This window comes from Microbacterium testaceum (assembly GCF_001476285.1).
Classification (GTDB): domain Bacteria; phylum Actinomycetota; class Actinomycetes; order Actinomycetales; family Microbacteriaceae; genus Microbacterium; species Microbacterium testaceum_B.
The window spans coordinates 20,486-39,871 of record NZ_LDRU01000026.1 but is presented as its reverse complement, the minus strand read 5'-3'; the positions used below and the strand labels follow the sequence as shown (position 1 = coordinate 39,871).

Sequence of the window (19,386 nt, the reverse complement as noted above, 5' to 3'; positions counted from 1 at the left end):
GTCACAGGAGCGCTCCCATGTCCACCCACCCCTCGCGCCGGTCGGGCGGTTTCACCCCGACCGGCACGATTTCCGCCCCCGCCGACCGACGCCGCGTCGTGTTCGCCACGGTGGTCGGCACCACCGTCGAGTGGTACGACTTCTTCCTCTACGCCTCGGCGGCAGGCCTGGTCTTCGGCCAGCTCTTCTTCGCCCCCGCCGGCCCCGGCATCGCGCAGGTGCTGTCGTTCCTCACGGTGGGCCTCAGCTTCCTCTTCCGCCCCCTCGGCGCTTTCCTCGCCGGTCACCTCGGCGACAAGTACGGCCGACGCGTGGTGCTGATGCTGACGCTCACGCTGATGGGTGCCTCGACGACGCTCATCGGCCTCTTGCCGACGTTCGACGTCATCGGGGTCGCCGCGCCCGTGCTGCTCATCCTGCTGCGCATCCTCCAGGGCATCTCGGCCGGCGGGGAGTGGGGCGGGGCGGTGCTCATGGCCGTCGAGCACGCCCCCAAGACCAAGCGCGGAGTGTTCGGAGCCGCGCCGCAGCTGGGCACGCCGCTCGGCCTGCTGCTCGCGAGCGGCATGCTGGGGCTGATGGCGCTCATCGCCCCCGGCGACGCGTTCCTCGCCTGGGGCTGGCGCGTACCGTTCCTGCTGTCGTTCGTCCTCATCATCGTCGGCTACTACGTGCGCAAGAAGGTCGAGGAGAGCCCCGTCTTCCTCGAACTCAGCGAGCGCAAGGAGAAGACGCGCGCCCCCATCGTCCAGCTGTTCCGCAAGCACGCCCTTCTCGTTCTCATCGCCGCCCTCGTCTTCGCGGGCAACAACGCCGTCGGCTACATGACCACCGGGGGCTACATCCAGCGCTACGCCACCAACCCCGACGGTCCCGTCGGTCTCGCCACCGCCGACGTGCTCGGCGCGGTGACCCTCTCGGCCGCGTCGTGGCTGCTGTTCACCTGGATCGGCGGGTGGGTCGCCGACCGGATCGGCCGACGCAACACCTACTTCGTCGGCTGGGCCGCGCAGCTCGTGGGCGTCTTCCTGCTCTTCCCACTGGTCAACACGGCCAGCGTGGGGCTGCTCACCCTGGGCCTCGTGATCCTGTCGGTCGGTCTCGGACTGACGTACGGCCCCCAGGCCGCCCTGTACGCCGAGTTGTTCCCGGCATCCATCCGCTTCTCGGGAGTGTCGATCTCGTACGCGCTCGGAGCCGTCCTGGGTGGCGCGTTCGCGCCGTCCATCGCGCAGGCGCTGGTCGATGCGACGGGCGGCACGACGGCGGTGACGTGGTACCTCGCCGGCATGACCCTGATCGGCGTCGTAGCGACGCTGCTGCTGCGCGACCGCAGCGGCATCCCCCTCGGTCCCGACCACGAGGCCGAGCAGACGGTCAGCCCGATCCGCGGGGTGACGCGGGCCTGACGGCCCCTCCGCCGAACGGTCCCGTTGCGCGTCGGCGCGGCGGGGTCGTTCTCCGCGTCGCACGCGGCGTCTCGCGCCGGGACGTCAATCAGCGGCGAACTGCGCGCGGTACCGCGTGGGGCTCATGCCGACCTCGTTGCGGAAGGTTCGCGCGAACACGCTCGGGTCGGCAACGCCGCAGCGCAGAGCGATGTCCGGGATGGCGAGGGTCGTCTCGCGCAGCAGACGGCACGCGCGCGACATGCGCTCCGCCCGGATGAACGCGGCAGCGCGCAGTCCGCGCTCGGAGAAGACCTGGTGGACCGTGCGCACGGAGACGTTCTCGACCGCGGCGAGCGCGGAGACATCGAGGCGAGGGTCGTCCAGGTGCTCCGCCACGATCCGGTGGAACGAGGCGAACAGTGCCGCGTGAGAGCGGGGTGGGGAGCTGCGCCGCCCTCCCCCGCGCAGAGCCGCGGCGAGCAACTCGGTCGCCACGCGGATCGACTGTGCGGTGTCGTCGAGGACCGGCCTGCCGGTGAAGTGCGAGCGCACGACCCGGCTCGCGGTGCGCAGCAGAGGATCACGGCGCGCGGACAGACGCTGCGCCGCGATCGTGGAAAGTGTGGATGCCGATAGACCCAGCCACTCCGTCGGCACCTGCAGCACGACGAGCTCTGCGTCGTCGGGGAAGTCGAGGTCGTACGCGGATCGGGTGACGTACAGGACGCCGTCGCCCGGGCCGATCGTCGCCTGCCGGTCGTTCTGCTCCACCAGATTCCGGCCCGAGACCTGGAAGGAGAACAACGCCATGTCATCCGCGGCCGGGGACAACAGAGCCCGATCCCGCGCGATGTGACAGGCACCCGAGTGGATGGCCGACAGCGCCGCGCTCGCATACCCGCGGTGATCGAGGGAAGCGACGAAATGAGCGCCCGTTCGCACACGGAGCGGCACGAACGCCTGACTCGAGAGCGTCTCCCACTCGGGAGCGGACACCGCGGTGCGCACTGTCATGAATCGATGATGTGCCATCCGGATGCCGCGGAGGTAGCGCCCGATGACGATTCTGTTTCTCCGGGCCACGATGCAGAAATTGCACGACGGGACGCACGAATCGTCTTCGCCGTGCCCCCACGGCAGTCCTACTGTCTCCTCACCACGACCCCGAGGAGATCCCATGACCACTCGCATCGCCGCCGTTCAGGCCGAACCCGGCTGGTTCGACCTTCCCGCAACCGTCGCCAAGACGGTCGATCTCATCGCCGAAGCCGCCGCCCACGGCGCCGAGATCGTCGCCTTCCCGGAGACGTGGCTTCCCGGTTACCCGGTCTTCCTGTGGGCGTACCCGGTCCCCGAGCAGATCCCCCACCTCGCCCGCTACCACGCCGCATCACCGACCGTGGATGGCCCGGAGATCGCGACGATCCGTGCAGCAGCCGCCGCGCACGGCATCACCGTCGTCCTCGGCCTGAGCGAGCAGGACCACGGCTCGCTCTACATGGCGCAGCTGATCATCGGTCCGACCGGCGACATCCTTCTCCACCGCCGCAAGCTCAAGCCGACGCACGCCGAACGGACGCTCTTCGGGGAGGGTGACGGCGGCGACCTGCAGGTCATCGAGACCCCGCACGGTCGCCTGGGCGCCCTCAACTGCTGGGAGCACCTGCAACCGCTCGTGAAATTCACGATGTACGCGCAGCACGAGCAGATCCACGTCGCCGGCTGGCCGTGCTTCGGCATCTTCGCCGAGCACCCCTCCCTCGGGTGGGAGCCGTCGATGGCCGTCAGCCGCACCTACGCGCTGGAGGGCGGTGCTTTCGTGGTGGTGTCGACCCAGATCCTCAGCGAGACCGGGGCGCAGAACTTCCTCGTCAACGGCGCACCGTCGCCCATCGTCGACTTCGGCGGGGGCTACGCGCGCATCTACGGGCCGGACGGCGCGCTGCTCACCGAGCCGCTCGACACGCACACCGAAGGGCTCGTGTATGCCGACATCGATCTCTCCGCGATCGACATCGCGAAGAAGTTCGCCGACCCCGTGGGCCACTACAGCCGGCCCGACGTGTTCACGCTGACGGTCGATCGCACGGCGCGGACGCCCGCGACCCTCGGGGAGACGAGCACGGCCGAGGCGGACGTGCCGACGTACGACGTCGAGATCTGATCCCGCCTCTCTCAGCCGCCGAACTGCTTGGCGAGCGCGGAACGCCGAACCTTTCCGGCGTCGTTGCGTAGCGACGTCGTCACCACGTGCAACGTGACGGGCGATCGCCGACCCAGATGCGTCCGCGCGTGCACCATAACCGACGCGGATGCCGCGGGGTCGGCGAGCCGGACGGCGGCGTGGACCACGTGGCCCAGATCGTCGTCCGGGATGCCGAAGGCGACGGCCTCCTCGACGGCGGGGTGTTCCTCGAGCACCGCCTCGACGGCAGCGGGCGCGATCTTGTCGCCGCCGCGGTTGATGAGGTCGTCGGCCCGGTCGTGCAGGAAGAGGTAGCCCTCGGCATCCAGGTGTCCGACGTCGCCGAGCGTGTCCCACCCCTCGTCGTCGCGGCGGGAGGTCGCTCCCACGTAGGAGTACGCCGCCGTATCGCCCCGGCGCATCCACACCAGACCGCTCTGCCCGAATGGGAGGTCGGCTCCGACATCGTCGCGGACACGAACCTCGGTGCCGCCGATGGGTCGCCCGACGCTGCCCGGGCGTTCGAGCCACTCCGTTCCGGTGATGCGCGTGAGGCCGTTCGACTCGCTGCCCGCGTACACCTCGTCGACCCGTTCGGCGCCGAGCCAGTCGAGGAACGCCCGCTTCAGAGCCGGCGCGCACGGCGCTCCCATGTGCAGCACTCTCTCGAGGCTCGCGACGCGCACGGGCCTCCGTGCCTCGGCGGGCAGGCGCAGCAGCCGGGCCATCATCGTCGGCACGAGCAGCCCCCACGTCGCACCGTGCGTCTCGACGGCGTCGACCCACGCGTGCGCGTCGAAGTGCTCCAGGATGACGAGCCGGTGCCCCGTGAGCAGACCCCGGAACGCGTACGTGAAAACCGCCGAATGCCACAGCGGACCGGCGACGATCTGCGTCGCCGCCCGCGGGAGGAAAGCTGCCACCGGGCGCGAGGGATCGAGCGTCGCCGGTGCCGCCGCCCGCACGATCTTCGGCCGCCCCGTCGATCCCGAAGTGGCCGGTGCCTTCCAGCACGACGCCGCGACATCGGGGAGATCGCCCGCCCACGGCTCGACCCGCGCTCCGGGCACCCATGTGACGTCGGGTGACGCGGGTCGCACGCCCACGGCGGCGGCGGGCAGGGCGATCGCCTCGAGGTCGGTGCGCTCCGCCGCGGTGAGCGAGGTCGACAGCGGCTGCGGCGTCGCACCTGCCCGCCAGATCCCGAAGCAGGCGATGACCATGTCCCGCCCGTTCGGCAGAGACACAGCGACCGTGTCGTCGCGGCGGACGCCGCGGGAGAGGAGCTCGTGCGCGAGGGCCGAGGCGGCGGCATCCAGTTCCCCCGCCGTCATCACGCCGGCACCGTCGATGACGAGCGGTTCGTCGGGGGCGCCCCGAGCGCGGTCGGCGAGGATCGCCGAGAACGAGCGCTCGGTCACCGCGCGCTCCGCTGCGGCACGCGTGCGTAGAACCGCTCGTGTGCCTCGGCAGCCCGCTCCCAGGTGTGCGCGCGGGCGAGTGCCAGCCCGGCGGCCGTGTCGGTCGGCGCATCGCCCCGCAGCACCGCGTCGAGCCGCACGGCGATCTCTCCGGGAGTCGACGCGTAGAGCACGGTGTCGCCGAACACCTCCCGGATCACGGGCAGATCGCGCGCCACGACCGGTGTCGAGGCGGCAAGCGCTTCCATCGCGGCGAGTCCGAAGCCCTCTTTCGTCGAGACGAAAGCCAGCGCACGGGCCTCCGCGACGAGGGACGGCAACGCGTCGTCGTCGACCGGGCCGAGGATCGTCGGTCGGATGCCGAGCTCGTCGGCGCGAGACTCGAACCGCTCGCGGTACTCGCGGTAGTCGAACAGCGTCTCGCCGCCGCCGAACACGAGGCGCACTTCGGGGTGGGCGTCGCGCAGACGCGCATATGCCTCGAGCAGGTCGAGGGAGCCCTTCCGCGGTTCAATGCCGCCGAGCGCCAGCACGTAGGCGCCGAGCTGTGCCCGCCAGGCGGCGCGTGCGTCGTCGGCGCCCACCGCGGCGGCGAAGCGCTCGGCATACACCCCGTTCGCGATCACCTCGGGGCGCACGCCGTACCTCTGCTCGACCTCGCGGGAGACCGCGTCCGAGACGCACAGCCGGGCCACCGGCTCGACCACCGCACGGTCGTGGCACGCGACGAGCTGCGGGGTCGTGAACGCGTCGAGGTGGTGGATCGTTCGGACGACCGGGATGCCGCGGCGCAGCGCCGCATTCGCCGAGATGCAGTCCTGCGCGTGCACGATGTCAGCGTCGGCTTCGAGAGCCGCAGCCATCAGCTCGATCGAGCGCTCGATGCGCTCCCCCACACCCTCACCGTCGAGCGGGGGGAACGGCACGACCCGCGCGCGCACGCGCGGATCGACCGGGCGGAAGAACGTCGTGTCGTCGCCGCGTCCGAGCGTCCAGACCTCGACCTCATGGCCACGGGCGGTGAGCGCCTCGGCGAGCGCGAGGGTGTGAACGACCCCACCGCGGGGCTTGGTGGAGTACGTCAGCTGCGCGATGCGCATCGATGTCCTTTCCGGGGCGGCTCACGCGGGGGCGCTGAGCCGGTAGGTGTGTTCCGCCCGCTGCGCCAGGTGGTTGAGCTTGCGCCGAGCGCGCGCGATGTGGGCGGCGACGTCGGCCTCGGCGACGGCGAGCCCGCCCTTGGCCCAGGTCTTCGCGATGATCTCACCGGCGGGGTCGACGACCTTCGCCTGGCCGAGGAACCGAAGCCCGCCGAGCACGCCGGTCTGGTTCGACGACACGAGGTAGACCTGGTTCTCCGCCGCGCGCGCGCAGTCGTACAGGTCGAACAGGTGCGCCTGACGGTCGTTGCGGATGCGGTCGGATCGGTCGGTGACGCTCGCCGGCCACGCGCTCAGGCACGCGATGATCTGCGCGCCGTCGAGGGCGACCGAGCGCGCCGCTTCGGGGAAGGTCTTATCGAAGTCGATCAGCATGCCGACCCGCCCCACCGGGGTGTCGAAGGCACGGAAGTCGGCGCCCGCGGCGTAGACGTCGGACTCGCCCAGCGGCAGGTGCACCTTCCGGTGCACGCCGAGCACGCCGTCGCCGGTCACGCACACCGCGGTGTTGTAGCGCCGCTCCTCGCCGTTCTCGACGGCTCGCTCGGCGATGCCGAAGCACACCGTCATGTCGCCCGCGAGCTGCATGATCGCCGCCACCTCGGGCCCGTCGATCTCGACGGAGTGCGGGATGCCGTCGCCCTCCTCCACCGGGTGGTGCAGGTCGAGCAGGTAGCCGCCGATGGTGGCGTCCGGCAGCACGAGGAGGTTCACCCCGCGTCCGCGTGCGTCCTCGACGATGCCGGGGAGCTTCGCGAGCGTGCGTTCGACGTCGCGACCGAAGTGGGCCGCCACCGCAGCCATCGTGACGGATGCCATTCCCCGAGAGTACGCGGTGGCCGATCAGCGCACCGCGAGGACACCGCGCGACGCCTCGACGACTCCGGCCGCGACGTGCTCGGCATCCCGGGCGATCGCGTGGAACCGCCCTGAGCCCCACGTGTGCAGCCAGGGAAGACCGACGAACGAGAAACCCGGTACCGCGGTCATGCCGCGCTCGTGCACGGGGTGCCCGCCCGCGTCGAGGACGTCGAGGTCGCCGAGCCACGACCAGTCGGCCCGGAAGCCGATGGCCCAGACCACCGCGTCGATCTCGTCGAGGTCGAGGTGCGTCGGACCCCCGTCGGGCGTCCACACCGGTCGGTAACGCTCCTCGGTCGGCGCGTCGATCCCCTCGCGCTCGATGTAGGCGTCGATGTCGTTCTTGATCGACTCGGCCACCGAGTCGGCACGATCGAGGTTGGACGCCAGGGTGTCATCGAACGCCAGGATGCCGTCGACGATGCCGATCGCTCGCCCGTGCAGGCCCATCCCCTGGGCGGCGAACGCCCGCAGATCGATGTCACGCCCCCCGTCGCGCCCGGTGACGTAGTGGTTGGTCGCGGCGCGTTTGGCCGCGGCCTGCTCCCCCACCGGCACGTCGTAGACGCCCATGTCGGCGAGCCACGTCATGCAGTCGCGGCCGCGGTAGAACCGCGCGACGCGCGGTGCCCGGCCGACCGCGAGGTGCACCTGTCGCCCCTCGAGGTGGAGGTCTTCGGCGATCTGGGTGCCCGACTGGCCCGTGCCGACCACGAGCACGGTTCCCGGGAGCTGCCCCGCGTTGCGGTAGTGGTGGGAGTGCATCTGCACGATGCGCGCGGGCAGGTCCTCGGCCCACGACGGGGTGATGGGGCGGTGATACCCCCCGGTCGCCGAGGTGACGGCATCCGCGGTGATCTCTCCTGCACTGGTCTGCACGACGAACACCCCGTCGTCGCGGCGGTCGACCCGCCGCACCTCGACTCCCTCCGCGAGGGGCGCATCGAAGGTGTCGGCATAGCCATGCACCCACGCGTAGACCTCGTCGCGGGTCATGAACCCGTCGGGGTGGGGACCGTCGTAGGCGTACCCGGGCAGCCGGCAGTGCCAGTTCGGCGTCACCAGCGTGAAGTTGTCCCAGCGACCGTCGCGCCATTCGTGCGCCGCCGAATCCCGCTCGATGACCACGTGCCGCACCCCGGCCTGGACGAGGTGCCAGCTGACCGACAGCCCGGCCTGTCCCCCACCGACGATCACGGCGGGATAGTGGTCGCCCGCCCGCAGCTCGACGGGGATCACGACGCCCTCGCGGGGAGGGGCGGCTCCATGCGCAGCACGGTGACCTCTCCCTCGGCATACGCGGCGGCGGTCCGCACGATCTCGTCTCGGGATGCCATGGCGGAGGTGCACGCGAAGCCGTAAGCGGCCCGCACGCGTTCGGCTGCGGCATCCAGAGCTTCACGCGAGCGCTCGACGAAGTCGGTCACACCGTAGCGGCCGCCGGTAGAGAGGTAGTCGTGCATCACCAGGCTCGGTGAGTAGTGCGACGTCTCGGCACCGTCGGGCCAGCGGACGGCGAAGCGCATCTCAGGCACGGGCCAACTCCTTCCATCCCTCGACGTGCGCGCCGACGGTCTCGGCGACCGGGCCGTAGACATCGGGGCGACGGTCACGCAGATGGAACATGCCCCCGCGCATCGCCCGGAAGGTCTCTTCGATGTCGATCTCGGCGATCGCGAGACCCGTGCCGAGCAGGGTCGTGGCGAGGATGTTGCCGCCCGGATCCACGACCTTCGCATTGCCGACGTAGCGGAGCGACCCGAAGGTCCCCGACTGATTGGATGCCATCCAGAACACCTGATTGTCGAGCGCCCGCGCGATGTCGAACTGGTTGAACCGGTACGTCCACCGGTCGTCCTGCAGATTCTCAGCGGTGGCGGTGCGGGCCGCGGGCCAGGCCGACATGCTCACCACGATCTCGGCGCCGTCGAGGGCGAGCATGCGCGCGGCCTCGGGGAACGCCTTGTCGTAGCAGATCTGCATCCCGACGCGCCCCACGGGGGTGTCGAACGCCTCGTAGGTGTCGCCGGCAGAGTACGACATGTTCTCGCCGAGCGGCTGGTGAACCTTGCGGTAGGACCCGTAGATGTTCTCGCCGTCCAGGCACACCGCCGCGTTGTAGCGGGTCTCGCCGTCGTCGGCCAGCTCGCAGAAGCCGATCGTGACGATCATGTCGCCCACGAGCTCCTGCACCCGGGCGATCTCGGGGCCGTCGAGGCGGATGGCAGGCGGCATCGACTTCGTGGTGGTCTTGATCGTGTCGCCGTGGTTGCCGAGCGACGACAGGTACCCGCCGATCGCGGCCTCGGGGAACGCCAGCAACGACACCCCCGCGGCCCGCGCCTCGGCCACCAGGTCGGCGATGAGCGCGTAATTCTGCTCCAGGTCTCGCGTGAAGTTGGCCGAGACGGAGGCAACGGTGATCGACATGGCGAGCCTCAGAGGTTGTACGTGGAGTTGATGATGGCGCCCTTGCGCGCGTAGTAGATGAGGGCGTCCTGCACATCGAGCGGGTGCGCGGGGATGACGCCCTCGATGAGGTCCTCTTCGCGGATGCCGTGCAGGGCCAGGCCGAAGCGGCAGCAGTAGACCGTGCCGCCCTCCTTGATGAACGTCTCGAGCGAGTTGTTCATGTTGAGCTCACCCGGGAAGCCCGCGTCGCCCGTGGTCGGGAAGCCACGGTTCGCCGTGGCGGCGAGCGTGCCCGGGCCGTACAGGTAGATGGCCGACTCGAAGCCCTTCCGCAGGGCGCGGGTGGCCTGGAGGATCGCGACGAAACTCACCGATGACTCGTGCGGGATGCCGTGGATGAGCGTGAAGTACGACTCGCCGTTCTCGGCCTGGAAGTCGGGGAACAGCTTGGTGGAGCCATAGATGTTGCTGCCCTTGGGAAGCGACGGGTGCGGAACCTCGCCGAGGGACTTCGCGATGTTCTCGGCGATCTGAGCGTCGATGTCGGTGGTCATTGTCGTGTCCTTCGCGTCGGGTGGAGCCGGGGATGGAGCGCGTGTGCCTGATACCAGGCTCGCGTCCGTGTGTTTCGGATTGGTTTCAACGGGAATGAGCTTGCGTTACGCCTTGCCGAGCCCGGTGGCATCCGTGTCGAGAGCGCGGGTCTCGACACCGTCGGGCCAGCGCAACACGACGCCGGGCTCGGCGCTGAGCACGCCGATGGTGGCCGACTGCGCGAGGGGCGAGGGGATCTCGGGAGCCTCGGCGGTGAGCATGCCGAACCCCGGGAAGCAGGTCAGCCAGTCGCCGAAGGCGACGTCGGGCGGCGCGGGGATCTCGGCCACGTCGATCAGTGCGCCGGTTCCCGACGCCTCAGCGAGCATCGCCGCCGTGCCGACGATGCCGGCCATGCTGACGTCCTTGGCCGCGGCCGGCCGGTGCGCGGCGAGAAGGCCCGCGAGGTGCCGGAGCTCCTCACCCGTGCGGGTCGAGGTCGAATCCCACTGGCGCCCCTCGAAGCCGCGCCGCCAGCGGCCGTGAAGGTCGACCGTCAGACCGAGCCGATGCCCGACCCGTCCGCCCCCGCCGGGGATCGGCGCCGTCGTGCGCCCGAGGGCCGTCACCGCGAGTGACGCCGCCCCACGTAGCTGTGTATGCCCGCCGAGGACCGGGACGTCCCACGCCACGGCAGCGCTGCGCAGCCCCGAGACGATGCGGCGCACCGCCGACGGGGTGGCAGCCGACACGGCATCCATCAGTCCCACCGCCCGCGCGCCCATCGCCGACAGGTCGTTCACGTTGACGAGCACGCCGCACCAGCCCGCCCACTCGGGGTCTTTGTCGATGAGCGCGGGCAGGATCGCGTCGGTGGCGACCACCACGTCGGTACCCGAAACCAGCGCGCCATCGTCGCCCACCCAGCCGTCGCCGCCCAGGGCTTCGGGGTGGTCATCGCGGATGCCTGCGAGCACGTCGCCGAGGGGGAGCTTCATCGCCCCGACGAGGTCGGAGATGCGCTCGATGGGCCAGCGCATCCGCACGTGCGGGGCTCCGCCGATCGCGGTCTCTCCCCCGCGCACCCAGCCGAGGTGGCGGAACAGGGGTTCGTTGCGCTCCTGCACCGTCGCGTCGAAGCGCAGCACGCCCCGGCTCACCGCCTCGCGACACGCGGCCTTCACGAGCGCTGAGCCGATGCCGCCGGCCTGCCGGGCACCGCGCCGTACGACGAGCCGACCGCCCGTCCACCAGCCGATGTCTCGGGCGGTGGCGGGGGCGAGGCGCACCCCGCCGAGCACATCGCCCGTGGCGGTGGCCGCAACCAACACCACGGTGCGGTGGTCGTCGTCGATGTCATCGTGGTCGGTGCCGGCGAACAGCCCTTGCTCGTCGACGAACACGTCGCGCCGGATCGAGCGGTAGGCGGCGATGTCGGCGGCATCCGCCACCCGGATCACCCATGGCGGCGCCTCCTGCCGCCGGGGCGCCCCGGTCAGCACGGGAACGTCGAACATCACGCGCCCGCCGTCTTCAGGATGCTGCACGCCCCGCAGGCGGCGCAGCCCGCGCGCTGGTCCTCGCCGCGCATGCCGGCCGCGTGCAGCAACCCGGCCACGCGAGAGGTAATGTCGTCCACGACCGCGCGGTGCGGCGCCGGGACCTTGTCGACGTCGGTCGCGAGCGTGCCCTTCAGCGGCCGGAACGGCACGACGAAGGGGTAGACACCCATGTCGATGAGTTCGCGGGCTCCCTCGACCGCCTCGTCGGGGTCTTCCCCCATCCCCACGATGAGGTAGGTCGACACCTGATTCCAACCGAACACCCGCACGGCTTCACGCCACGCGGCGCGGTACTCGTCCATGCTCACGCGGGATTTTCCTGGCATCCATCGCCGACGCACCTCGTCGTCCATCGACTCGACATGGATGCCGATGGACCGGGCGCCTGCGTCGTACAGGTCGGTGATGGCCTGCAGGTCGGCGGGCGGCTCGCACTGCACCTGGATCTCGAGCTCGGGAACGGCGGCCTTGACCGCGCGGACGCATCGGGCCAGGTGCTTGGCACCGCGGTCCCAGCCGTTCGACGTGCCCGTCGTCATGACCATGTGCGTCACGCCGTCGAGGCGGACCGCGGCCTCGGCGACCTCGGCGAGCATCGCGGGCGTCTTGACCGCGATGGTGGTACCCGCATCGAGCGACGCCTCGATCGCGCAGAAGCGGCACCGCTCACTCTCGTCGTAGCGCACGCACGTCTGCACGACCGTCGTCGCGAGCACGTTCTTGCCGTGCAGCTTCGCGATCTTGTCGTACGAGACGCCCTCGGCGGTCTCGAGGTCGTAGAACCGCGGGCGAACCACCGGGGCGACGTCGAAACCGAGATCGGCGCCGTCACGGGTGAGTCGTCCGGAGGCGGTGATCACGTACGGACTGTTCGGGTTCAGGGGGATCGCGGCCCCGTCGCCGTCGATGACGAAGTGACCGTCGTCACTGGGGCCGGCCCCGCCCGTGCGGCGCACGGGTGCGTCGCTGCGGACGCCGAGCAGGGCTAGGCTGACACGCGTCGAAACGCGGTCACGGTCTGCGGGTGCGAGCGCTGAAGCGTTGTCCATGCAGTCCAGTAGAACGACGGGGTGTTTCGATACGACGTCGAGCGGATAGCGGTTCTGTTTCGCGATCCCGCAGCAGGGTGCGTCGCGGAGGCGCCTGCGGCGGCGTGGGGGCCAGGCACGGTGTGCGAAACTCCGGAAAGATCGGCGGGCGGACGGTTTTTTCGGGATGGGAATGACCGGAGACGGCGCTTGTTCCGGAGTTCGGCACCGCGTTTCGTCGCTGCTCGACCCGCATGCGTTCCGCGATGACGGCCCGTGACGATGCGGCCTCCCCTGGCCGTGGGGGCAGGCGCCGACCCGTGCGTGCACATCCGTGACAGCACCACCAGCGCCGCGAACTTCACGAGCGACGGCACCGCCGACGTCTTCGACGTGGCGCTCGACGCCCCGACGCCGGACGCGAAGCTCGCCCTCCCGCGCCGAGGCGCGTCAGCGAGCCTCGTCGGTCGTCCGGGGTCCGCCACGGAAGACGACGCGCGCGATGAGGGCCGCGCCCGCGAAGCCGCACAGCACCGCGACACCCCAGACCAGGAAGCCGAGGACGGGGTTGGGTTCGAGCCAGGCCTGGACCGCGTCCGTCCCCTTGAGGAGCATCCAGGCGAGGAACGCTGCGATCAGCAGACCGCCTGCGAGAACAAACCCCACTGTTTTCCCCATGGGGAGACGGTACCGAAGCACGTGACGGCACGAAAGCGCGACCGCGCTATTCAGACCCACCGAGTGTCCAAGAAACCCGGACGAATTTCTGAGGCGTCCGGGTGTTTTGGACACCGGATGCCATGACCGCACGTGACTGTCCGTGACGGCGCCCGGCCCTCGCCGTTCGCGCCCCGGCTAGCGTGACCGACATGGCCCGTGCACTGCGCTCCCTCGGCTTCCTCACCATCGGCCTCTTCGACCGCGAGAACCCGCGGGCGGGGCACGCGACCACGCTGTCGATCATCGAGCGCGGAGAGCGCCTCGGCTTCGACAGCGCCTGGCTGCGCGACCGTCACCTGCAGTACGGGATCTCCTCGCCCGTCGCGGTGCTCGCCGCGGCGTCCCAGCGCACGAGCCGGATCCGGCTGGGCACGGCGGTCATTCCCCTGGCATGGGAGAACCCGCTCCGCTTGGCCGAAGACCTCGCGACCGTCGATGTGCTGTCGGGAGGACGCCTCGAACCGGGGTTCTCCGTCGGTCCACCGCCGCGCCTCGACGACGTCGCGGCGGCGCTCTACCCCGACACCGTCGAGCACGAGGAGTTCGGGTACGAACGCCTCGCGCGCCTGCGCCGTTTCCTCGCGGGGGAACCCGTCAGTGCCCGCGCCGGGACCGAGGGCATCGAGGAGTACTCCGAGCGCGTCGAGCCGCACGCGGCCGGCCTCACCGACCGCCTCTGGTACGGCGCCGGCAGCCCCGCCTCGACCACGTGGGCGGCCGAGAACGGCTTCCACCTGCTGACCAGCAGCGTGATCCAGTCGACGACCTCGACCGACTTCGACGCCGAGCAGCACGCGCAGATCCGCCTCTACCGCGACACGCACCCCGACGGCGAGCGCGCCCGGGTCTCGCAGGGCCTGGTGGTCGTGCCGACCGATTCGGCGACGCCCGATCAACGTCGACGGTACGAGGCCTATGCCGAGTCGCGGCGCGGGCGCGTCGGCATCCCTCAGGGTCCGCGCCGGATGCTGTTCGCCGAAGATCTCGTCGGCACGTCGGAGCAGATCGCCGAGCGGTTGCTGTCGTCGCGGGCGTTCCCCGAGGTCGACGAGGTCGCCTTCGCGCTGCCGTTCTCGTTCGCCCCCGACGACTACGCGCAGATCCTCGAGGACATCGCGGGCCGACTCGGACCGCTCCTCGGCTGGGAGCCCGCGGCTCCCGCCTGACGCGCGCGCAAGCCGCGTCGAGTGTCCAGAACACCCGGACGATTTTTCGAGGCGTCCGGGTGTTGTGGACACTCACCCCCCTGAACCGGTCGGCGGCGCGAGGCGCGTCACGAGCTGGGCGAGCGTCCAGAACACGCCGTAATGGCGTCGCGCATAACGGCGTGTTCTGGACACTCGACGGGCCGGGATGCCTGCGGGCGCCGCTCAGCGCTGCCGCTCGACCGCCCTCCCCAGCCGCGCGGCGGCCTCGCGCAGCAGCTCCTCCGACGTGTCGCCGTACGCCAGGCGCAGGTGCCGGTCGGCGTCCGTCCCGGGCCCCGAGGGGAAGAACGAGCCGCGCTGGTACTCGACGCCCTCCGCGCTCCCGTCGGCGGCGAGCCGATCGGCGTCCAGGGAGTCGTCGTTCAGACGCGGCCAGAGGAACAGCCCGCCGTCGGGCACGGTCACGTCGAAGGCTCCGGATGCCGAGAGCGCATCGGCCAGCGCATGAGCCCGCGACCGGTACAGCGCCCGCGCCCGCCCGAGCACCCGGTCGAAGAGCCCGGCGTCGCTCGTCAGCAGTTCCGCGACCACCGCCTGCACCAAAGTCGACGAGTGCGAATCCTGGCGGCTGCGCAGGGCCACGGCATCCGGGACCAACCGCGGGGGCAGCACGACCCAGCCCAGGCGGAGCCCCGGGCCCAGCGTCTTGGTGAACGTGTTGACGTGGATGACGTGGTCGGAGTCGTGGAACGGGGTGAGCGACTCGGGCTCGCCGGCGAAGCGCAGTTCGCGGTACGGGTCGTCGGCGAACACGACGAAGCCGTACCTCTCGGCGAGGTCGACGAGCTCGCGACGGCGGGCCGTGGGCAGCGACGACTGCGACGGGTTGTGGAACTCGGGCACCGTGTACACCGCGGCGGGACGCGCCCCGGCCCGGAGCTCCGCGGCGAGCGCGTCGATGTCGAGTCCCTCGGTGCCGACGCGGATCGGGAGCACCCGCGCGTCGGCCAGCTCGAGGCCCCGCAGGAACAGCGGGAACACGGGGTTGTCGACCGCGACGAGGTCACCGCGCTCGAGCACCGTCTGCACCGCGATCGCGAGGCCGTGGAAGCCGCCGTTCGTGATCAGCACGCGGTCCACGGCGACGCCCTCGCGGGCCGCGATCCATTCGCGCAGCGCCGGGATGCCCTCGGTCCGCGAATACTGCAGCGACGGCGCCCCCGGCGCGCTCAGCACCCGAGCGGTCGCGGCGGCCAGCTCGGCGGTCGGCAGCACCGACGGATCCGGGATGCCACCGAGCAGCTCGATCGCGTCGGGTCGACGATCGCGCAGGGTCTGGTCGCCGAACCCCTTCGGCGCGGTGAACGCCTCGATGAGCGCGGGACGGGAGCGGGGTGGGGAGAGCAGGGTCATCGGGAACTCCGGGGGTCGCGGAACGGGATCGCGTCGACGAGGGCGCGGGTGTACTCCTCGCGGGGGTGCGAGAGCACGTCGGCGACGCGGCCGGCCTCGACCACCCGCCCGTCTTTCAGCACCGACACCGTGTCGGCGATCTGGCGCACGAGGGCGAGGTCGTGCGAGACGAAGAGGTAGGTGAGACCCCGCTCGCGCTGGAGGCGACGCAGGACGTCGAACACCCCGGCCTGCACGGTCACGTCGAGGGCCGAGGTCGGCTCGTCGAGCACGATCACGTCGGGCTCGAGCACGAGGACGCGCGCGATGGCCACGCGCTGACGCTGGCCGCCCGACAGCTCGGCCGGACGGCGGCGGGCGAGGTGCGGCGGGAGGCCCACGGCATCCAGAGCCTCCGCCACTCTCGCCGCCCTCTCGGCGCGCGTGCCGATCCGGTACTGGTCGAGGGGCTCGCGCACGATGCTCCCGACGCTCCACGTGGGATCGAGAGAGGTGAAGGGGTTCTGGTAGACGAGCTGGAGGTGCCGACGGATGCCGCGGAGCTCCGCCGGCGTCCGGCCCGAGACCGCCACGCCGTCGACGAGGATCTCGCCGGTATCCGGGCTCTCGAGCCCCAGAAGCAGACGCACCGTGGTGGTCTTGCCCGAGCCCGACTCCCCCACGAGGGCGTGCGTCGTGCCGGGCGGGACGCGGAACGAGACGCCCGAGACGGCGGGGCGGGCCACCCCGTCGACCACGAAGCTCTTCGACACCTCGCGCACGTCGATGCGGGTCGCGGTGGTGTCGGTGGTCCATGCGTCGACGCCGCGCTCGTCGACGTCACGCCGGTAGCGGTCGGGGTTCAGCGCGGGGGCATCCGCCTGCAACTGCACCGTGTACGGAGAGGTGGGCGCCGCGAAGACCTCGCGGGTGGCCCCGGCCTCTTGGACCCGCCCGTCCTTCAGCACGACGATCTCGTCGGTACGCTCGGCCGCGATCGCGAGGTCGTGGGTGACGAGCAGCAGACCGATCCCGAGGTCCTCGCGCAGGTCGTCGAGCAGATCGAGGATGCGCTTCTGGATCGTGACGTCGAGGGCGCTGGTCGGCTCGTCGGCGACGAGCAGGTCGGGACGCGGCAGCACCGCGAGACCGATCAGCACGCGCTGGAGCATCCCCCCGGAGAGCTGGTGCGGGTACGCCCCGTACACACGGGCGGGGTCGGGCAGGCCCACGCGCGCGAACACGTCGAGGATCGCCGCGCGCTGCGCGCGCGCGTCGGTGAGCCCCGCCAGGGCCGCTGCCTCGTGGGCTTGCGACCCGACGGTGCGCACGGGGTTCAGCGCGTGCGAGGGGTCTTGGGGGACGAAGCCGATACGACGTCCCCCGAACGGGCGGAACCGCGCCTCCGACAGCCCCAGCAGGTCGCCGCCGTCGAACGCGATGCGCCCCCGTGCGGTCGCCGCTCCGCGTGGCAGCAGGCGCAGGATCGAGCGCGCGATCGTCGACTTCCCCGAGCCCGATTCGCCGATGAGGGCGAGGCTGCCGCCGCGCGGGATCGCGAACGAGACGTCGTGCACCACGGGGGTGCGGCCGTAGGCGACCGACAGACCTTCGACAGCGAGGAGCGCGGTCGCGGTGTGCGCCTCGGAGCGCACGGGAAGAGTGGTGGTCATGACGTCCTCCGGAGCCAGCGGCTGATGCGGTTGATCGAGAGCACGGTCGCCACCGTGACCAGGGCGGGCCAGACGACGAGCCACGGTGCCCGCGGGTAGTCCTTGCCCGCCGAGATGAGCAACCCCCAGTCGGATGCCGGGGGCGGATCGCCGTACCCCAGGAACGCGAGCCCCGCGATGACGAGGATCGACAGCCCGAACTGCAGCACGGCGAGCGGGATCAGCGAGCGCGACGCGTTGGGGAGCACGTGGCGCAACAGCACGTGGACCGTCGAGCCGCCCTGCAGCCGCGCGGCCTCGACGAACACCGAGGAGCGCACGCGGATCACCTCGGATCGCATCACCCGCGCGAACACCGCGACGGCCGAGACGCCCGTGGCGATCGCGGCGTTGATGGTCTGGAAGCCGAGCGAGCTGACGATCACGACCGCGAGCAGGAACGCCGGGATCGCGAGCAGCACGTCGACGAAACGCGCGAGCACGACGTCGGTCCACGAACCGAGGAAGCCCGCGAGCAGGCCGATGAGCCCGCCGACGACGACCCCGATCGCCACGGCGACGAGAGCGCTGGTGACCGAGGACTGCGCACCGAACACGATCCGCGCGAACAGGTCGCGACCGAGGTGATCGGTGCCCAGCAGGTGCGCGGCGCTCGGCGCCTGCAGCTTGTCGGCGGGCACTCCCTGCGCGGGATTCTGCGAGGTGAAGAGCGCGGGCGCGATCGAGAAGGCCAGCACCACGGCGACGACCGCGAACGAGACGACGACGCTGACCGGGACGGAGAGACGGATGCCACGGGCTCGGGCGTTCGTCACCCGCCCCGGGGCGGTGAGGGTCGCGGTCATACGATGCTCACTTCCTCGCGCAGCAGCGGCGCGGGATCGTCCTGGGGAGCCGCGGTCGCCGTGCGCCCGCGCGCCCCGATCGACACGCGGGGGTCGAGCAGCGGATAGGCGAGGTCGGCGAGGAGGTTCACGACCACGAACACGATCGCGGCGAGAGAGACCACCGCCTGCAGCACCGGGAGATCCTGGCTCGCCACGGCCGACTGCACGAGCGTGCCGATGCCCACGCGGCCGAAGATCGCCTCGGTGATGAGCGCCCCGCCGAGCAGCTCTCCGACGATCAGCGCGAGCACCGTCACCGTCGGCAGCGACGAGGGCTTCACGAGGTGGCGGAGGAAGAGCGCCCCCTGCCGGAGCCCCCGCGAGCGGGCCACCGCCACGTACTCCTGCCGGGACTCGTGATCGAGAGAGGCGATGAGCACCTCGGCGAGCTGGGCAGACACCGGGATGCCGAGCGCCACCGCCGCGAAGAACGTTCCCCAGGGCGTCTCGGTGTCGATCATGCTGAACAGCCCGAGACCGAAGGCGAACACGTGGATGAGCAGCAGGCCGATCACGAAGTTCGGCACCGAGAGGAACAGCGAGGGCAGCGAGCGCAGAACGCCCTGGCCGAATCGCGGCGGCAGGAACTGCGTGCCGTATGCGATCACGACGGCCAGCGCGACGGCGACCACGAGCGCCGCCCCGGCGAGCGCGAGCGTCGACCCGAGCGCATCGAGCACGAGTCCGCCCACCGGCAGGTTCGACCGCAGTGACACTCCCAGATCGCCGACCACGAAGCGGCCGAGCGACGAGCCGAGCTGCACCCACCACGGCTGATCCAGCCCGTAGTACGCCACGATGCGCGCGATGTCGTCTTCGGTGAAGCCGTTGTCGGGGTTGCGCAGCGTGCTCGTGATCGGGTCGCCCGGGAGGATGCTGATCACCAGGAACGTGAACAGGTACGCCAAGAGGACGACGACGATCGCCTGGCCCGTTCGGCGCAGCGCGAAGCGGCCGTAGGTGCGGAGCATGCTCTCTCCTTTCGTGTCGATGGGTCGGGATGGGGGCGGAT

Annotated in this window: 18 protein-coding genes; 3 read left to right on the top strand and 15 right to left on the bottom strand. The window is 71.0% G+C overall.

All coding sequences use genetic code 11. The annotated features are described in order from the left end of the window. Nucleotides 1-17 precede the first annotated feature (17 nt). Complete coding sequence (locus NS283_RS05325) at nt 18-1,409, top strand: MFS transporter (RefSeq protein ID WP_058595842.1); 1,392 nt, start codon at nt 18-20, stop codon at nt 1,407-1,409. A gap of 84 nt (nt 1,410-1,493) precedes the next feature. Here the strand turns inward: NS283_RS05325 and NS283_RS18340 are convergent, their stop codons facing one another. Continuing rightward, nucleotides 1,494-2,405 carry a helix-turn-helix domain-containing protein gene (locus NS283_RS18340; protein ID WP_193752631.1) on the bottom strand — a complete coding sequence of 304 codons (912 nt, stop codon included), beginning with the start codon at nt 2,403-2,405 and terminating at the stop codon, nt 1,494-1,496. Nucleotides 2,406-2,568: 163 nt separating this feature from the next. On the opposite strand from NS283_RS18340, the gene NS283_RS05315 reads away from it, so the two are divergent. Next, on the top strand, nt 2,569-3,555 hold the full coding sequence (locus NS283_RS05315) for a carbon-nitrogen hydrolase family protein (RefSeq protein WP_081317270.1): 987 nt from the start codon (nt 2,569-2,571) through the stop codon (nt 3,553-3,555). An 11-nt stretch (nt 3,556-3,566) separates the two neighbouring features. On the opposite strand, the gene NS283_RS05310 is transcribed toward NS283_RS05315, so the two are convergent. The 10 genes from NS283_RS05310 to NS283_RS05265 all read right to left on the bottom strand — a co-directional run bounded on the left by NS283_RS05310 (nt 3,567) and on the right by NS283_RS05265 (nt 13,232). Then, nucleotides 3,567-4,997: an AMP-binding protein gene (locus tag NS283_RS05310; RefSeq protein ID WP_058595840.1), complete on the bottom strand. Its 1,431-nt coding sequence runs from the start codon at nt 4,995-4,997 to the stop codon at nt 3,567-3,569. After that, complete coding sequence (locus NS283_RS05305; RefSeq protein WP_058595839.1) at nt 4,994-6,097, bottom strand: MSMEG_0565 family glycosyltransferase; 1,104 nt, start codon at nt 6,095-6,097, stop codon at nt 4,994-4,996. The genes NS283_RS05310 and NS283_RS05305 overlap by 4 nt, the downstream gene beginning before the upstream one ends. A gap of 21 nt (nt 6,098-6,118) precedes the next feature. Further along, complete coding sequence (locus tag NS283_RS05300) at nt 6,119-6,976, bottom strand: carbon-nitrogen hydrolase family protein (protein ID WP_058595838.1); 858 nt, start codon at nt 6,974-6,976, stop codon at nt 6,119-6,121. Nucleotides 6,977-7,000: 24 nt separating this feature from the next. Further along, nucleotides 7,001-8,257: an MSMEG_0569 family flavin-dependent oxidoreductase gene (locus tag NS283_RS05295; RefSeq protein ID WP_081317269.1), complete on the bottom strand. Its 1,257-nt coding sequence runs from the start codon at nt 8,255-8,257 to the stop codon at nt 7,001-7,003. Beyond that, on the bottom strand, nt 8,254-8,544 hold the full coding sequence (locus NS283_RS05290) for an MSMEG_0570 family nitrogen starvation response protein (protein ID WP_241490498.1): 291 nt from the start codon (nt 8,542-8,544) through the stop codon (nt 8,254-8,256). The genes NS283_RS05295 and NS283_RS05290 overlap by 4 nt, the downstream gene beginning before the upstream one ends. Nucleotide 8,545: 1 nt before the next feature. Further along, entirely contained in the window at nt 8,546-9,448 is a 903-nt protein-coding gene (locus NS283_RS05285; protein ID WP_058595836.1) for a carbon-nitrogen hydrolase family protein, read from the bottom strand. 8 nt (nt 9,449-9,456) lie between these two features. Then, complete coding sequence (locus tag NS283_RS05280) at nt 9,457-9,984, bottom strand: MSMEG_0572/Sll0783 family nitrogen starvation response protein (RefSeq protein ID WP_058595835.1); 528 nt, start codon at nt 9,982-9,984, stop codon at nt 9,457-9,459. A gap of 105 nt (nt 9,985-10,089) precedes the next feature. Further along, entirely contained in the window at nt 10,090-11,511 is a 1,422-nt protein-coding gene (locus tag NS283_RS05275; RefSeq protein ID WP_241492193.1) for an MSMEG_0567/sll0787 family protein, read from the bottom strand. Then, nucleotides 11,481-12,575 (bottom strand): MSMEG_0568 family radical SAM protein, encoded by a 1,095-nt coding sequence (locus NS283_RS05270; protein ID WP_058595833.1) that lies wholly within the window; start codon nt 12,573-12,575, stop codon nt 11,481-11,483. The genes NS283_RS05275 and NS283_RS05270 overlap by 31 nt, the downstream gene beginning before the upstream one ends. 429 nt (nt 12,576-13,004) lie before the next feature. Continuing rightward, a complete protein-coding gene (locus NS283_RS05265; RefSeq protein ID WP_153003285.1) occupies nt 13,005-13,232 on the bottom strand; it encodes a hypothetical protein in 228 nt (75 codons plus the stop codon). A gap of 191 nt (nt 13,233-13,423) precedes the next feature. Here NS283_RS05265 and NS283_RS05260 point away from each other — a divergent pair, with 191 nt between their 5' ends. Next, nucleotides 13,424-14,440 carry an LLM class flavin-dependent oxidoreductase gene (locus tag NS283_RS05260; protein WP_058595859.1) on the top strand — a complete coding sequence of 339 codons (1,017 nt, stop codon included), beginning with the start codon at nt 13,424-13,426 and terminating at the stop codon, nt 14,438-14,440. Between the two features lie 204 nt (nt 14,441-14,644). Here NS283_RS05260 and NS283_RS05255 read toward each other — a convergent pair whose 3' ends face one another. The 4 genes from NS283_RS05255 to NS283_RS05240 are packed head-to-tail and all read right to left on the bottom strand — an operon-like array spanning nt 14,645 to nt 19,345. After that, entirely contained in the window at nt 14,645-15,835 is a 1,191-nt protein-coding gene (locus NS283_RS05255; RefSeq protein WP_058595831.1) for an aminotransferase-like domain-containing protein, read from the bottom strand. Continuing rightward, on the bottom strand, nt 15,832-17,487 hold the full coding sequence (locus NS283_RS05250) for a dipeptide ABC transporter ATP-binding protein (protein WP_058595830.1): 1,656 nt from the start codon (nt 17,485-17,487) through the stop codon (nt 15,832-15,834). The genes NS283_RS05255 and NS283_RS05250 overlap by 4 nt, the downstream gene beginning before the upstream one ends. Further along, a complete protein-coding gene (locus NS283_RS05245; RefSeq protein ID WP_058595829.1) occupies nt 17,484-18,332 on the bottom strand; it encodes an ABC transporter permease in 849 nt (282 codons plus the stop codon). Before NS283_RS05245 ends, NS283_RS05250 begins: the two co-directional genes overlap by 4 nt. Further along, the gene (locus NS283_RS05240) at nt 18,329-19,345 is read right to left on the bottom strand and encodes an ABC transporter permease (protein WP_058595828.1); all 1,017 of its coding nucleotides are present in this window, start codon (nt 19,343-19,345) and stop codon (nt 18,329-18,331) included. The genes NS283_RS05245 and NS283_RS05240 overlap by 4 nt, the downstream gene beginning before the upstream one ends. Nucleotides 19,346-19,386: the final 41 nt, after the last annotated feature.

What these genes read in the sequence shown, in the direction of transcription:
- NS283_RS05325 (WP_058595842.1), top strand. Translation starts at nt 18, where the DNA reads ATGTCCACCCACCCCTCGCGCCGGTCGGGCGGTTTCACCCCGACCGGC.
- NS283_RS18340 (WP_193752631.1), bottom strand. Translation starts at nt 2,405, where the DNA reads ATGACAGTGCGCACCGCGGTGTCCGCTCCCGAGTGGGAGACGCTCTCG.
- NS283_RS05315 (WP_081317270.1), top strand. Translation starts at nt 2,569, where the DNA reads ATGACCACTCGCATCGCCGCCGTTCAGGCCGAACCCGGCTGGTTCGAC.
- NS283_RS05305 (WP_058595839.1), bottom strand. Translation starts at nt 6,097, where the DNA reads ATGCGCATCGCGCAGCTGACGTACTCCACCAAGCCCCGCGGTGGGGTC.
- NS283_RS05300 (WP_058595838.1), bottom strand. Translation starts at nt 6,976, where the DNA reads ATGGCATCCGTCACGATGGCTGCGGTGGCGGCCCACTTCGGTCGCGAC.
- NS283_RS05290 (WP_241490498.1), bottom strand. Translation starts at nt 8,544, where the DNA reads ATGCGCTTCGCCGTCCGCTGGCCCGACGGTGCCGAGACGTCGCACTAC.
- NS283_RS05285 (WP_058595836.1), bottom strand. Translation starts at nt 9,448, where the DNA reads ATGTCGATCACCGTTGCCTCCGTCTCGGCCAACTTCACGCGAGACCTG.
- NS283_RS05280 (WP_058595835.1), bottom strand. Translation starts at nt 9,984, where the DNA reads ATGACCACCGACATCGACGCTCAGATCGCCGAGAACATCGCGAAGTCC.
- NS283_RS05270 (WP_058595833.1), bottom strand. Translation starts at nt 12,575, where the DNA reads ATGGACAACGCTTCAGCGCTCGCACCCGCAGACCGTGACCGCGTTTCG.
- NS283_RS05265 (WP_153003285.1), bottom strand. Translation starts at nt 13,232, where the DNA reads ATGGGGAAAACAGTGGGGTTTGTTCTCGCAGGCGGTCTGCTGATCGCA.
- NS283_RS05260 (WP_058595859.1), top strand. Translation starts at nt 13,424, where the DNA reads ATGGCCCGTGCACTGCGCTCCCTCGGCTTCCTCACCATCGGCCTCTTC.
- NS283_RS05255 (WP_058595831.1), bottom strand. Translation starts at nt 15,835, where the DNA reads ATGACCCTGCTCTCCCCACCCCGCTCCCGTCCCGCGCTCATCGAGGCG.
- NS283_RS05250 (WP_058595830.1), bottom strand. Translation starts at nt 17,487, where the DNA reads ATGACCACCACTCTTCCCGTGCGCTCCGAGGCGCACACCGCGACCGCG.
- NS283_RS05245 (WP_058595829.1), bottom strand. Translation starts at nt 18,332, where the DNA reads ATGACCGCGACCCTCACCGCCCCGGGGCGGGTGACGAACGCCCGAGCC.
- NS283_RS05240 (WP_058595828.1), bottom strand. Translation starts at nt 19,345, where the DNA reads ATGCTCCGCACCTACGGCCGCTTCGCGCTGCGCCGAACGGGCCAGGCG.